General features: G+C 60.6%; 12 protein-coding genes. 9 read left to right on the forward strand and 3 right to left on the reverse strand.

Features of this window, described 5'->3' with window-relative positions; all coding sequences use genetic code 11:
- The first annotated feature begins 25 nt into the window (after positions 1-25).
- The 4 genes from acs (at position 26) to DTP52_RS28535 (ending at position 6,532) form a co-directional block, all read left to right on the forward strand.
- A complete protein-coding gene (acs, locus tag DTP52_RS28520) occupies positions 26-1,963 on the forward strand; it encodes an acetate--CoA ligase (protein ID WP_109756356.1) in 1,938 nt (645 codons plus the stop codon).
- A gap of 200 nt (positions 1,964-2,163) precedes the next feature.
- The gene (locus DTP52_RS28525; RefSeq protein WP_109756357.1) at positions 2,164-3,180 is read left to right on the forward strand and encodes a class I SAM-dependent rRNA methyltransferase; all 1,017 of its coding nucleotides are present in this window, start codon (positions 2,164-2,166) and stop codon (positions 3,178-3,180) included.
- A 121-nt stretch (positions 3,181-3,301) separates the two neighbouring features.
- The gene (locus DTP52_RS28530; protein ID WP_178082509.1) at positions 3,302-6,235 is read left to right on the forward strand and encodes a DUF748 domain-containing protein; all 2,934 of its coding nucleotides are present in this window, start codon (positions 3,302-3,304) and stop codon (positions 6,233-6,235) included.
- Positions 6,236-6,532, forward strand: a complete 297-nt coding sequence (locus DTP52_RS28535; RefSeq protein ID WP_109756358.1) for a DUF2845 domain-containing protein — start codon at positions 6,236-6,238, stop codon at positions 6,530-6,532.
- A 313-nt stretch (positions 6,533-6,845) separates the two neighbouring features.
- On the opposite strand, the gene DTP52_RS28540 is transcribed toward DTP52_RS28535, so the two are convergent.
- Both DTP52_RS28540 and DTP52_RS28545 read right to left on the reverse strand, forming a co-directional pair.
- Positions 6,846-7,199: a BON domain-containing protein gene (locus tag DTP52_RS28540; protein ID WP_109756359.1), complete on the reverse strand. Its 354-nt coding sequence runs from the start codon at positions 7,197-7,199 to the stop codon at positions 6,846-6,848.
- 267 nt (positions 7,200-7,466) lie between these two features.
- Complete coding sequence (locus DTP52_RS28545) at positions 7,467-7,877, reverse strand: pilin (RefSeq protein ID WP_109756404.1); 411 nt, start codon at positions 7,875-7,877, stop codon at positions 7,467-7,469.
- A 223-nt stretch (positions 7,878-8,100) separates the two neighbouring features.
- Here DTP52_RS28545 and pilB point away from each other — a divergent pair, with 223 nt between their 5' ends.
- Genes pilB through yacG form a run of 5 tightly spaced genes read left to right on the forward strand, consistent with a single transcriptional unit; the run spans position 8,101 to position 12,718 of the window.
- Positions 8,101-9,801 carry a type IV-A pilus assembly ATPase PilB gene (gene pilB / locus DTP52_RS28550; RefSeq protein WP_109756360.1) on the forward strand — a complete coding sequence of 567 codons (1,701 nt, stop codon included), beginning with the start codon at positions 8,101-8,103 and terminating at the stop codon, positions 9,799-9,801.
- Positions 9,802-9,803: 2 nt separating this feature from the next.
- Positions 9,804-11,021, forward strand: coding sequence for a type II secretion system F family protein (locus DTP52_RS28555; RefSeq protein WP_109756361.1), 1,218 nt, complete (start codon positions 9,804-9,806; stop codon positions 11,019-11,021).
- Between the two features lies 1 nt (position 11,022).
- On the forward strand, positions 11,023-11,892 hold the full coding sequence (locus tag DTP52_RS28560) for an A24 family peptidase (protein ID WP_109756362.1): 870 nt from the start codon (positions 11,023-11,025) through the stop codon (positions 11,890-11,892).
- The gene (gene coaE / locus DTP52_RS28565; RefSeq protein ID WP_109756363.1) at positions 11,892-12,515 is read left to right on the forward strand and encodes a dephospho-CoA kinase; all 624 of its coding nucleotides are present in this window, start codon (positions 11,892-11,894) and stop codon (positions 12,513-12,515) included. The genes DTP52_RS28560 and coaE overlap by 1 nt, the downstream gene beginning before the upstream one ends.
- Positions 12,512-12,718, forward strand: coding sequence for a DNA gyrase inhibitor YacG (gene yacG, locus DTP52_RS28570; RefSeq protein WP_109756364.1), 207 nt, complete (start codon positions 12,512-12,514; stop codon positions 12,716-12,718). The genes coaE and yacG overlap by 4 nt, the downstream gene beginning before the upstream one ends.
- On the opposite strand, the gene DTP52_RS28575 is transcribed toward yacG, so the two are convergent.
- Positions 12,715-12,930, reverse strand: coding sequence for a hypothetical protein (locus DTP52_RS28575; RefSeq protein WP_013694234.1), 216 nt, complete (start codon positions 12,928-12,930; stop codon positions 12,715-12,717). The two genes, yacG and DTP52_RS28575, sit on opposite strands and share 4 nt — an antisense overlap.
- Positions 12,931-12,955: the final 25 nt, after the last annotated feature.

Consider the following 12,955-nt stretch of genomic DNA (forward strand, 5'->3'; position numbering starts at 1 on the left):
GCAAAAACAAGAATAAGGAACCGTCATGTTCGATATCAGCCAGTACCCCCACGCCGATGCCGTCCGCCGGGCTGCGCAACTGAGTCAAGACGAATACCAGCGGCTCTACAAAGAATCCATCGAACACCCCAGCGCCTTCTGGGCCGAGCAGGCCACGCGCTTTCTCGACTGGATGACGCCCTGGCAAACCGTTCAGCGCTATGACCTCAAGAACGGCGACGCGACCTGGTTCGCCGGCGGCAAGCTGAACGTCAGCGCCAATTGCATCGACCGCCACCTGGACACCCGCGGTGACCAGGTCGCGATCATCTGGGAAGGCGACGACCCCGCCGAATCGGCGCAAATCACTTACAGGAAACTTCACAATCATGTGAGCCGCCTGGCCAACGTGCTGAAAAGTCGTGGCGTTAAGAAAGGCGACCGGGTCTGCATCTACATGCCGATGATCCCCGAGGCCGCCTACGCCATGCTCGCCTGCACCCGCATCGGCGCGGTGCATTCGGTGGTGTTCGGCGGCTTCTCGCCGGATTCGCTGCGTGACCGAATTCTCGATGCCGATTGCCGCACCGTGATCACCGCCGACGAGGGTGTGCGCGGCGGGCGCTTCATACCGCTCAAGCGCAACGTCGACAAAGCCCTGGAAAGCTGTCCGAACGTCAGCACCGTGCTGGTGGTCGAGCGCACCCAGGGCGACGTGGACTGGGTTGAAGGGCGTGACCTCTGGTACCACGAGGCCATGCACGAGATGAGCGACGACTGCCCACCCGAACCGATGGATGCCGAGGATCCGCTGTTCATCCTCTACACCTCCGGCAGCACCGGCAAACCCAAGGGCGTGCTGCACACCACGGGCGGCTATTTGCTGCAAGCGGCGATGACGTTCAAGTACGTGCTCGATTACCGCGACAACGAAGTGTTCTGGTGCACCGCCGACGTCGGCTGGGTCACCGGCCACAGTTACATCGTCTACGGCCCGTTGGCCAACGGCGCCACCACGCTGATCTTCGAAGGCGTGCCGAGCCACCCCAGCAGTTCGCGTTTCTGGCAGGTGATCGACAAACATCAGGTCAACATCTTCTACACCGCACCCACCGCACTGCGGGCCTTGATGCGCGAAGGCACCGGACCGCTGCAGGAAACGTCGCGCAAAAGCCTGCGATTGCTCGGCAGTGTCGGTGAGCCGATCAACCCGGAGGCGTGGGAATGGTACTTCAACGCGGTCGGCGAACAGCGCTGCCCGATTGTCGATACCTGGTGGCAGACCGAAACCGGCGGCATCATGCTCAGCCCGCTGGTCAGTGCCCCACGGCTCAAACCGGGCTGCGCCACCCAACCGATGTTCGGCGTGCAACCGGTCTTGCTGGATGAGGTGGGCAAGGAAATCAGCGGCGCCGGCAGCGGTGTACTGGCGATCAAATCCAGCTGGCCAGGGCAGATTCGCAGCGTCTTCGGCGACCACCAGCGCATGGTCGACACCTACTTCAAGCCCTACCCCGGCTATTACTTCACCGGCGATGGGGCGCGCCGCGATGAGGACGGCGATTACTGGATCACCGGGCGCATCGACGATGTGATCAACGTCTCCGGGCATCGCATTGGCACCGCCGAGGTGGAAAGCGCCCTGGTGCTGCACGACAACATCGCCGAAGCGGCCGTGGTCGGTTACCCCCATGACCTCAAGGGCCAAGGCATCTATGCCTTTGTCACGCCGATGAACGGTGTGGAAGCCAATGACGAGCTGAAGAAGGAATTGCTCGCCCACGTCAGCAAGGAAATCGGCAGCTTCGCCAAGCCGGAACTGATCCAATGGGCACCGGCGTTGCCCAAGACCCGTTCGGGCAAGATCATGCGACGCATCCTGCGCAAGATCGCCTGCAACGAACTCGACAGCCTCGGCGACACCTCGACCCTGGCCGATCCAAGTGTGGTGGAGGGGCTGATCGACAAGCGCTTGAATCGATAAGCACAAGAACCTGTGGCGAGGGAGCTTGCTCCCGCTGGAGTGCGTAGCACTCCCAAAAATCATAGGGCCGCTGCGCAGCCCAGCGGGAGCAAGCTCCCTCGCCACGGGACCGTATCGGGTTCGCAGCCTGATGCAACCTCAAACCCGATCTTTCATAACTGCTAAACTCCCGCGCCTCATTTCTCAAAGGCGCGCCCAGCATGTCTTCCTTGAATCAGGCGCTGCGCGCCGCCCTCGACCAGCGTCAGGAGCTGCTCGGCCAACTGCACCAGCAAGGCACCGACTGCTATCGCCTGTTCCATGGCAGTCAGGAAGGCGCGCCCGGCCTGACCGTCGACCGCTACGGCCCGCAACTGCTGGTCCAGAGTTTCCATCAGTCGCTGGAGCGCGACGACTTGCTGCAACTGCACGGCATCGTCAACGAGCGGCTGGGCCTGGAGACCCTGTTGGTCTACAACGACCGCGCCCGGGGCAATTCGCGCGTCGACCGCCAGGACACTGTCTATCAGGCTGACGAGGCCGCCCTGCAAGACCTGGTCGGACATGAATGGGGCTTGAATTATCGCGTTCGCGGCCGCCATGCCGGGCAGGATCCACTGTTGTTTCTCGACCTGCGCAACGCCCGGAGCTGGGTCAAGGAGCACAGCCGCGACAAAAGCGTGCTGAACCTGTTCGCCTATACCTGCGGCGTTGGCCTGAGTGCTGCGGCCGGTGGCGCGCGGGAGGTGTGCAACCTGGACTTCGCCGAGGGCAATCTGGCGGTGGGCCGCGAAAACGGCCTGCTCAACCCCGATTTGCCGCCGATGGAATTCGTGCAGTCGGATTACTTCCCGGCGATCCGCCAACTGGCCGGCCTGCCCATCAGCCAGCGTCGCGGGCAGAAACTGCCAAGCTACGCGCGCCTGGAGCAACGCCAGTACGACCTGGTGCTGCTCGACCCACCGGCCTGGGCGAAAAGTGCATTTGGCACCGTCGACCTGTTGCGTGACTACCAAAGCTTGCTGAAACCGGCGCTGCTCACCACCGCCGACAATGGCGTACTGATCTGCTGCAACAACCTGGCAAAAGTGTCCATGGACGACTGGCGCGAGCAGGTGTTGCGTTGCGCGGAAAAGGCTGGCCGGCCGGTGCGCGAATGGAGCGTGCTGACGCCTGGCAGCGATTTCCCCTCCCTGGATCAGCAACCGCCGCTCAAGACGTTGATCCTCCAGCTCTAGGCCCGCGTCGAAATTCTTACCGAGAAAACCAGACAAATCTCATAAATCACAGTGGCTTCGGAACCGTAAACGCATGCCATACTCCAAGGCATTCCGAATTCACACCAAGATGAAGCCGCACATGCCCAAAGGATTGATTCGCGCTATCGGCGCTCTGTTGACCGCACTGGCCCTCTACAGCCTGTTGGGTTTCCTGATATTGCCGGGCATTGCCTTGCGCATCGCCAACCAGCAATTGGCCGCCCTTGCGACGGTGCCGGCCCAGATCCAGCGTATAGAACTCAATCCCTTCAGTCTGGAAGTCACCCTCTGGGGCCTGAATATCGGCGAACCGGGCAAGGAGCAGGTCGGCTTCGAACGGCTCTACGCCAACCTGCAACTCGATAGCCTGTGGTCCGGCGCCCTGCATCTGGTCGACATCGAACTGGACAAGCCCAAGACCGAAGTGGTGTTCACCAAGGACGGCCAGCTGAACCTGCTGGGCCTGTTCAAGCTGCCGGCGAGCGAACCGACGCCCGTCGACCCCGAGGCCAAACCGTTCCCCCTGCGGGTCGATCGCATCAAGTTGGCCGGCGGTTATGTGCATTTCCAGGACCTGCGTCCCAGCGAGCCCATCGAATTTCTCTACGACACCCTCGATTTCGAGCTGAAAAATCTCAGCACCCTGCCCGACGACAATGCCGACATGACCCTGGTGGCCGCCGGCCCAGAAGGCGGGCAGATCGACTGGACCGGTAATTTCAGTCTCACGCCGATCGCCTCCCAAGGCACGCTCAAAGTCACTGGTGGCCAGATGAAAGCCTGGTGGCCCTATGTTCGCGACGCCGTACCGCTGGTGTTGGAAAACGGCATCCTGAACCTCAGCACCGACTATAAGCTGAACCTGGCCAAGGGCACCGAGTTGTTGCTCAACAACGTCGCCGTCAGCGTCGCACCTTTCGCCATCAAGGCCCCCGATGGCCGTCCACTGGTGAAACTCGAACGCCTGGACGTCAGTGAAACCACGGTGGACCTGGCCAAGCAGCAAGTGGTGGTGGGCAAGATCCGCAGCCAGAAGCTGGAAACCTGGGCCGCACGCGAGGCGGACGGACAACTGGATTGGCAGAAACTCTTCGCCAGCCAGCCGGCCAAACCCCAGGTCAAGGCTGAACCGGCGTCCGCCCCGGCAGCGGCCGATTCGCCAAAAGCTGAACCGGCACCGCCCAGCAAACCGTGGCAGGTGATGTTGAAGGACGTGCAACTGCGCAACTACCAGGTGCACCTGGCCGACCGCCAGGCGCAGCCCGCCGTGGCACTAGAGGTCGGCCCGCTGAACCTCGACCTGCAGAACTACGACACTCTCAACGGCTCGCCCTTTACCCTCAAGCTGGACACCGGGATAGGCAAACAGGGCAAGATCCTGGCCGACGGCGAGGTCAACCTGAACCCGATCAGTGCACGGCTCAAGGTCAAGACCCAGGACGTCGACCTGCGTGTTGCCCAGTCGTACATCAACCCATTCATTCGCCTGGAATTGCGCTCCGGGATGCTCGGCAGCGACCTGGCGGTGGATCTCAAGAGCACCGAGCCGCTGGCATTCGCCGTTACCGGTCGCGCCCAGGTCGATCAGTTGCACACCCTCGACACCCTCAAGACCCGCGATTTCCTCAAGTGGCAGAGCCTGGTCCTCGAGGGCCTGAACTATCAGCACGGGGACAGCCTGTCCATCGACAAGGTCAACCTGTTCCAGCCGTACGCGCGCTTCATGATCAACGACGACCGCACCACCAACGTCGATGACCTGCTGATCCCACAACCGGCCGACAGCGGCACGAAGAAAACCGCGGCAAAACCGGCCTCCCAGGAAAAACCGCTGGGTATCCATATCGGCGGCATTGCCATTAACGACGGCTCGGCCAACTTCGCCGACTTCAGCCTGACCCCGAACTTCGCCACGGCCATCCAGCAGCTCAACGGCCAGATCGGCACCATCGACAGCCGCCAGGCCAAACCGGCCAGCGTGGACATCAAGGGCAAGGTCGATCGCTATGCACCGGTCACCATCAAGGGTGCGGTCAACCCCTTCGACCCGATGGCCAGCCTCGACATCGCCACCAGCTTCAAACGGGTCGAGTTGACCACCCTGACCCCCTACTCCGGCAAGTTCGCTGGCTATCGCATCCGCAAGGGCCGGCTCAATCTCGACCTGCATTACCGGATCACCCAGGGCAAGCTCCAGGCGGAGAACAAGGTGGTGGTCGAGCAACTGCAATTGGGGGAAAAAGTCGACAGCCCGGACGCCGTGAGCCTGCCACTCAAGTTGGCTGTCGCACTGCTGAAGGACTCCGACGGCAAGATTTCCATCGAACTGCCGGTGTCCGGCGATCTCAACGATCCGCAATTCAGCGTCATGCCAATCATCTGGCAGACCCTGCGCAACCTGCTGGTACGAGCGGCCCAGGCGCCGTTCAAGCTCATTGGCGGATTGGTAGCCGGTGGCGGTTCTGAGGACCTGGGCAGTGTGTCGTTCGCTCCCGGCTCCAGCGATCTGAGCAAGGAAAACGAAGGTGTACTGCTCAAGCTGTCCGAGGCCCTGGGTAAACGTCCGGAGCTGCGCCTGGAGATCGAAGGCACCGCCGCCGAGAGCAGCGACGGCCCGCTGCTCGCCGCCCAGCGCCTGGAGCGCGAGTACCAGTACAACTACTACAAGATGCTGCAGCGTCGGGGCGACAAGGTACCGGCCCAGGCCTCGCTGATACAGGTGCCCGAGGATGAAAAACCACCACTGCTCGAAGGCATCTACCGCACCCGCCTCAAGACCCAGCCGCCCGCCGAATGGACGCAACTGGACAAAAAGGCGCGTATCGAGAAACTGCGTGAAGGCGTGATCAAGTTCTGGAGTGGCAGTGACGTGCTCCTGCGCCAACTTGGACAGGAACGGGCCAGCAGTATCAAGGACTTCCTGGTGGACAAAGGGCAACTGGCCGACGACCGCGTGTATTTCATCGACGCCAGCCTCGGCCAGGCCGAGAGCGATGGCCGAGTGATTACCCCTATGCACCTGGATGCCGAATAAATGAAAACCTGGTTCGGGCTCAGCCTGGTTCTATTGCTCGCCGCCGGCCAGGCCTCGGCTGCCAACACACTGCGCTGTGGCAACCAGTTGATCAGCGTCGGCGACCGCTCGAGCGAAGTGCTGCAAAAGTGCGGGGAGCCTGCGGCGCGGGATGACCTGGGCTATAAGCGCAGCGTCAATCGCCGGGAGGAATACCCGGTGGAAGAATGGACCTACGGCCCCAACAGCGGCATGTATCAGTACCTGCGTTTCGAGGGCAATCGGCTGGTGCAGATTACCAGCAAGCGTGGGCGCTGAGCTTGTCCACCCATATGTGTTGTGAAGTACCGCCTTCATCGCGAGCAGGCTCGCTCCCACATTGGATTGCGTTCTTCCTGAGAGAAATCGATCACCTGTAGGAGCGAGCCTGCTCACGATGGCAACAGCCCGGTGCCTGAGTCTGACCCACAGTTTGAGCCACCCTGAAATAGAACAGGCCCCCGACACGAATGCCGGAGGCCTGTAATGGCCACATCCTTGTGGCCTTTCGCATGAACTCCAAAGCGACGGCAAACGTATATCCTGGCCCGCTTGCCGCGCCTTCTCCCAGTCCAGGCGAGAAGTCTTAGCCTTACTCGGCTTTCAGGCCGTCAGCCGATACGGCCTTGACGCCTTTGATTTTCTTGGCGATCGCCACAGCGGTGTCTTTTTGTGCATCAGTGACTTTGGTCATCGAAGACAGGGACACAACACCTTTGTTGGTTTCGACTTTGATATCTGTGCCTGGAATGCCTTTTTCAGTGACCAGATCAGCTTTGACCTTGGTGGTGATCCAGGTATCGGAAACGTCTTCCTTGGCCTCTGTCACTTCGCCCGCAGCCAGCATCATTGGCGCCTGAGTTGCTTGAGTGGTCTCGGCGAATGCGCTAGCCATGGACAGGGTCAGAGCGGTAGCAGCGGCGGCAGTGATAGCGAACTTCTTCATACGAGTAACTCCTGTTTTTCTCAAAAACTGCCGGACGTGCATCCCGGCAGGGTTATCAGGAGTAGTGCGAAGGCTGTGCCACTTTTGAAATATTTATTAATTGCTTATAAATCAGCAAGTTAAGCGAAGCGGCGATTTTCGTGATCATGCAAAATGCATGAAGCGGTGATTCTGGACATGCAACTTGCGGGTTTTGAGCGGTTGCTAAGTTTATGAATTACGAAGGGTTTATGGGGAGAGGGAGCGCCCCCTCCCCAAAAATGAAAATCAGACGCCAGGGCAGCCAGCCGGCAGGAATTCCTTGGCAGCGTTAGAGGCGCATGTCCAGGCGCCGGCGGCATCACGACTTAAGGTTATCGTCTTACCCGCTACGGCAGCAGGAGCATTCGAGAGGGTACAAACGATGGTGCCCGTACCTGCCGACGCAGTACCCGTGACTGCGATTGCGCAGTTGCTGGTAGGCGTCGTGATGTTCATGTTGGCTGCTGTCGGGCTAGTACCCTGATTCATCATGTCCTCGTACGGCACCTTCAACGCAGAGATTTCCCCCAGCCCGGCCGTTGCCTTGGCTCGCGCCTGGTACTTGGAATATTGCGGCAACGCAAAGGTCGCCAGAATGCCGATGATCGCCACGACGATCAGCAGCTCGATCAAGGTAAAGCCACTCTGCTTATTCATAGACATCTCCCATGCATGAGTCGGAATCTCATGACCTGAAACGGCCATTGCAGGGCACATGCCAACCCGGCAACCCCATGAGCAAGGGGTTTCAACCAGCTCAACGGCTACGTCCTACCTCAACAACCGCACTATCTGACGTTTTTTGTCACCCTGGCTCGCTGGTTTGGCGTCGATGCTTGACTAGGCTATAAGTCATGAACTGTTCGCCGCCGGGATTCCCATGAATGACATCGCCCTCAGCGGCCTGACCAAGCAATTGGTACTGGCCGAACTGCTCACCGAGCAAAGCGCGCAACAGGCGTATCAACAGGCCCAGCGCAGTCGCATACCCCTGGTCAGTTATCTGGTACAGAACAAACTGGTCCAGAGCCGCCAGGTCGCGGAAATCGCCTCGGAGCACTTCGGCGTCGCCCTACTCGACCTCAACAGCCTGGACAAGGAAACCCAGCCCACAGGCCTGGTCAGCGAAAAACTGGTGCGCCAGCATCACGCCCTGCCGCTGTGGCGACGAGGCAACAAATTGTTCGTGGGCATCTCCGACCCCACCAATCACCAGGCCATCAATGACATCCAGTTCAGCACCGGCCTGACCACCGAAGCCATCCTGGTGGAGGACGACAAGCTCAGCGACGCCATCGAAAAGTTCTTCGAATCCAGTAGCACAGGCCTGGAAGGCATGGGCGATGTCGACCTCGATGGCCTGGACATCGAATCGATCGACGATACCAAACAGGATTCCATCGCCGGCCAGGACACCGACGACGCGCCCGTGGTGCGCTTCGTCAACAAGATGCTGCTGGACGCGATCAAGGGCGGCTCTTCCGACCTGCACTTCGAGCCCTATGAAAAAATCTACCGGGTGCGGGTGCGCACCGACGGCATGCTGCGGGAAGTCGCCAGGCCGCCGATCCAACTGGCCAACCGTATCGCCGCGCGCCTGAAAGTCATGGCCAGCCTCGATATTTCCGAACGACGCAAACCCCAGGACGGACGCCTGAAAATGCGCCTGTCGAAAAGCAAATCCATCGATTTCCGGGTCAACACCCTGCCCACCCTCTGGGGCGAAAAAGTGGTGATCCGGATCCTCGACCCGTCCAGCGCGCAAATGGGCATCGATGCCCTGGGCTACGAACCGGACCAGAAAGACCTGTACATGGCGGCCCTCAAGCAACCGCAAGGGCTGATCCTGGTGACCGGGCCGACCGGCTCGGGCAAGACCGTATCGCTGTACACCGGGCTGAATATCCTCAACACCGTGGACATCAACATTTCCACCGCTGAAGACCCGGTGGAGATCAACATGGAAGGCATCAACCAGGTCAACGTGAACCCTCGCCAGGGGCTGGACTTCGCCCAGGCCCTGCGTTCGTTCCTGCGCCAGGACCCGGACGTGATCATGGTCGGCGAGATCCGCGACCTGGAAACCGCCGAGATCGCCATCAAGGCCGCCCAGACCGGGCACCTGGTACTCTCCACCCTGCACACCAACAGCGCCGCCGAAACCCTGATCCGCCTGCAGAACATGGGCATTCCAGGGTTCAACATCGCCACCGCCGTGCACCTGATCATCGCCCAGCGGCTGGCGCGCAAGTTGTGCAACCACTGCAAGAAGGCCATCGAGATCCCCGAAGAGACCTTGCTCAAGGAAGGCTTCCCCCGGGAACGCATCGGCACATTCACGATCTATGAGCCGGTCGGTTGCGAACAGTGCAACCATGGTTACAAAGGGCGCGTGGGGGTCTACGAAGTGGTCAAGAACACGCCCGAGCTGCAGCGATTGATCATGGCCGAGGGCAACTCGCTGGAAATCGATCTGCAAATGCGCAAGGACGGTTTCAATGACCTGCGTACATCGGGGCTGCTCAAAGTGATGCAGGGCGTCACCAGCCTCGAAGAAATCAACCGGGTCACCAAGGATTGAACATGGCGGTCAAAGCAGTCAAAACCGATGTTTACACTTGGGAAGGCAAGGACCGCAAAGGCACCAAAATGACCGGCGAGCTGACGGGCCAGAGCCCGGCCCTGGTCAAGGCACAGCTGCGTAAACAAGGCATCAACCCGCAGAAGGTACGCAAGAAGTCCACCTCGATATTCAGCAAGGGCAAGCGCATCAAGCCATTGGATATCGCCCTCTTCACCCGCCAGATGGCAACGATGCTCAAGGCGGGCGTGCCGCTGTTACAGGCGTTCGACATCATTGGCGAAGGCTTCGACAACGCCAATATGCGCAAGCTGGTGGATGAGGTGAAACAGGAAGTCGCCGCCGGCAACAGCTTTGCCGCATCGCTGCGCAAATGCCCGCAGTATTTCGACGACCTGTACTGCAACCTGGTGGACGCCGGTGAACAGGCCGGCGCCCTGGACACGCTGCTGGACCGGGTCGCAACCTACAAGGAAAAGAGCGAAGCCCTCAAGGCCAAGATCAAGAAAGCCATGACCTATCCAGCCGCCGTCGTTCTCGTTGCTGCAGTGGTCACGGGGATCCTGCTGGTCAAGGTGGTGCCGCAGTTCGAATCGGTATTCTCCGGGTTCGGCGCGCAGCTGCCGGCCTTCACGGTGATGGTCATCGGCTTGTCAGAGTTCATGCAGGAGTCATGGTGGATACTGCTCGGCGGGATGGTGGGCGGATTCTTTGGCGTGAAATACGCACTCAGGCGCTCCGAGGCCTTTCGTGACTGGCGCGATAAATGGCTGCTCAAGCTGCCACTGATCGGCACCCTGATGTACAAATCCGCCGTGGCCCGCTACGCCCGCACGCTCTCCACCACCTTCGCCGCCGGCGTGCCGCTGGTGGAAGCCCTGGACTCGGTGTCTGGCGCCACCGGCAACGTGGTGTTCAAGCGCGCGGTGCAGCGCATCAAGCAAGACGTCTCGACCGGCATGCAGTTGAATTTCTCCATGCGTACCTCAGGGATCTTTCCGAACCTGGCGATCCAGATGACCGCCATCGGCGAAGAATCCGGTGCGCTGGATGACATGCTCGACAAGGTGGCGAGCTTTTATGAGGCCGAGGTGGACAATCTGGTGGACAACCTCACCAGCCTGATGGAACCCTTCATCATGGTGGTCCTGGGGGTCGTCGTCGGTGGCCTGGTGGTTGCCATGTACTTGCCCATCTTTCAACTCGGCTCTGCGATCTGACATGCCCCTGAGCGAATTCTTCGTGCTGTATCCCCTGGCTTTCGTGCTCGTTGCGGCACTGCTCGGTCTGATCATCGGCAGCTTCCTCAACGTGCTGGTGTGGCGCCTGCCAAAGATGCTCGACCGCGAATGGCGCCTGCAAGCCCACGACCTGCTGGGCCTGCCGGCTGAAACCCCGGGCCCGATCTATAACCTGATGCTGCCCCATTCCCAATGCCCGCACTGCGGCCATCGCATCCGCGCCTGGGAAAACATTCCGCTGCTCAGCTACCTGATGCTGCGCGGTCGCTGTTCGAGCTGCGCCGCGCCCATCGGCAGGCGTTACCCCCTGACCGAACTGGCCTGCGGCGCGCTGTCGGCGTTCGTCGCCTGGCATTTCGGCTTTGGCTGGCAAGCGGCGATGGTGATGGTGTTGTCCTGGGGCCTGCTGGGCATGAGCCTGATCGACGCCGAACATCAATTGCTGCCCGATACCCTGGTATTGCCGTTATTGTGGCTGGGCTTGATCGTCAACAGCTTCGGGCTGTTCGTTTCCTTGAACCAGGCGATGTGGGGCGCGGTGGCCGGTTATCTGGCGCTGTGGTCGGTGTTCTGGGTGTTCAAGCTGATCACCGGCAAGGAGGGCATGGGCTACGGGGATTTCAAGCTGCTGGCGATGCTGGGGGCCTGGGGTGGCTGGCAGATCCTGCCGCTGACGTTGTTGTTGTCGTCGCTGGTGGGCGCCGTTATCGGGGTCATCGTGCTGCGCCTGCGGGATGCCCCAGGGTCGACGCAGATCCCCTTTGGGCCTTATCTGGCCATTGCCGGCTGGATTGCCTTGCTCTGGGGTGGTCAAATAACCGACTTCTATTGGCAGTCTGTCGGTTTCTAATGAATACCCCCCTGGAAAAACCCTGGATTCTCGGCCTGACCGGTGGCATCGGCAGCGGCAAGAGCGCGGCAGCCCAGCATTTCATTGACCTGGGCGTGCACGTGATCGACGCCGATCATGCGGCGCGCTGGGTGGTCGAGCCCGGGCGTCCGGCGCTGGCGAAAATCGCCGAGCACTTCGGCCCCGGTGTATTGCAGGCCGATGGCGCACTTGACCGGGCGGCGCTGCGCAAGCTGATCTTCGAGAATGCCGACGAACGCCGTTGGCTCGAGGCGTTGCTGCATCCGCTGATCGCCGATGAGATCGCCCATCATCTGGCCCAGGCACAATCGCCCTACGCGATCCTGGTATCGCCACTGCTGATCGAGTCAGGGCAGTACGCCATGACCCAGCGGATCCTGGTGATCGATGCGCCGGAACAACTGCAGATCGAACGTACCTTGCAGCGCGACCAGACCAGCGAGCAGCAGGTCCAGGCGATTCTCAAGGCCCAGTCCAGCCGTCAGGATCGCCTGAGCCATGCCGACGATGTGGTGGTCAACGATCGCGACCTCGCCTGGCTGCACAGCGAGGTCGAGCGCCTGCATCACTTTTACCTTACTTTGCGTGGAGGCCAGTCATGAGCCAAATCCCAACCGTTGATTGCCCAACCTGTGGCGCCCCCGTGGAATGGAGCCCGGAGAGCAAATTCCGGCCGTTCTGTTCTGATCGCTGCAAACTGATCGACCTGGGTGCATGGGCATCGGAGGAACACAAGATTCCGGTCAGTCCCGATGCCGAGGATGAGCTGTTCAGCGAAGATTTCGAACCGCGTTCACATCATTAAGGCCGCATGAAACCGTAGTCCTGTTCATCGTCGAGGTTTTCCGCCAGGAAACTCAACTCATCGGCCAGGTCTTCTGGGCTGCGCACTGTCTTGCTCTGCTGCACGATCGCACTGAGCAAGGCACGCAGGCTCAAGCCCGGGTCGAAACCGATCTCCATTGCGGCATCGTGACTACGCCTGATCTCTTGTCTCGCCCACTCATAAACACTCATGGTTGTGCTCCTGGAAGTTTTCCAG

It is taken from the genome of Pseudomonas sp. 43mfcvi1.1 (assembly GCF_900115935.1).
Taxonomy (GTDB): Bacteria; Pseudomonadota; Gammaproteobacteria; order Pseudomonadales; family Pseudomonadaceae; genus Aquipseudomonas; species Aquipseudomonas bijieensis.

What these genes read in the sequence shown, in the direction of transcription:
- acs (WP_109756356.1), top strand. Translation starts at nt 26, where the DNA reads ATGTTCGATATCAGCCAGTACCCCCACGCCGATGCCGTCCGCCGGGCT.
- DTP52_RS28525 (WP_109756357.1), top strand. Translation starts at nt 2,164, where the DNA reads ATGTCTTCCTTGAATCAGGCGCTGCGCGCCGCCCTCGACCAGCGTCAG.
- DTP52_RS28530 (WP_178082509.1), top strand. Translation starts at nt 3,302, where the DNA reads ATGCCCAAAGGATTGATTCGCGCTATCGGCGCTCTGTTGACCGCACTG.
- DTP52_RS28535 (WP_109756358.1), top strand. Translation starts at nt 6,236, where the DNA reads ATGAAAACCTGGTTCGGGCTCAGCCTGGTTCTATTGCTCGCCGCCGGC.
- DTP52_RS28540 (WP_109756359.1), bottom strand. Translation starts at nt 7,199, where the DNA reads ATGAAGAAGTTCGCTATCACTGCCGCCGCTGCTACCGCTCTGACCCTG.
- DTP52_RS28545 (WP_109756404.1), bottom strand. Translation starts at nt 7,877, where the DNA reads ATGAATAAGCAGAGTGGCTTTACCTTGATCGAGCTGCTGATCGTCGTG.
- pilB (WP_109756360.1), top strand. Translation starts at nt 8,101, where the DNA reads ATGAATGACATCGCCCTCAGCGGCCTGACCAAGCAATTGGTACTGGCC.
- DTP52_RS28555 (WP_109756361.1), top strand. Translation starts at nt 9,804, where the DNA reads ATGGCGGTCAAAGCAGTCAAAACCGATGTTTACACTTGGGAAGGCAAG.
- DTP52_RS28560 (WP_109756362.1), top strand. Translation starts at nt 11,023, where the DNA reads ATGCCCCTGAGCGAATTCTTCGTGCTGTATCCCCTGGCTTTCGTGCTC.
- coaE (WP_109756363.1), top strand. Translation starts at nt 11,892, where the DNA reads ATGAATACCCCCCTGGAAAAACCCTGGATTCTCGGCCTGACCGGTGGC.
- yacG (WP_109756364.1), top strand. Translation starts at nt 12,512, where the DNA reads ATGAGCCAAATCCCAACCGTTGATTGCCCAACCTGTGGCGCCCCCGTG.
- DTP52_RS28575 (WP_013694234.1), bottom strand. Translation starts at nt 12,930, where the DNA reads ATGAGTGTTTATGAGTGGGCGAGACAAGAGATCAGGCGTAGTCACGAT.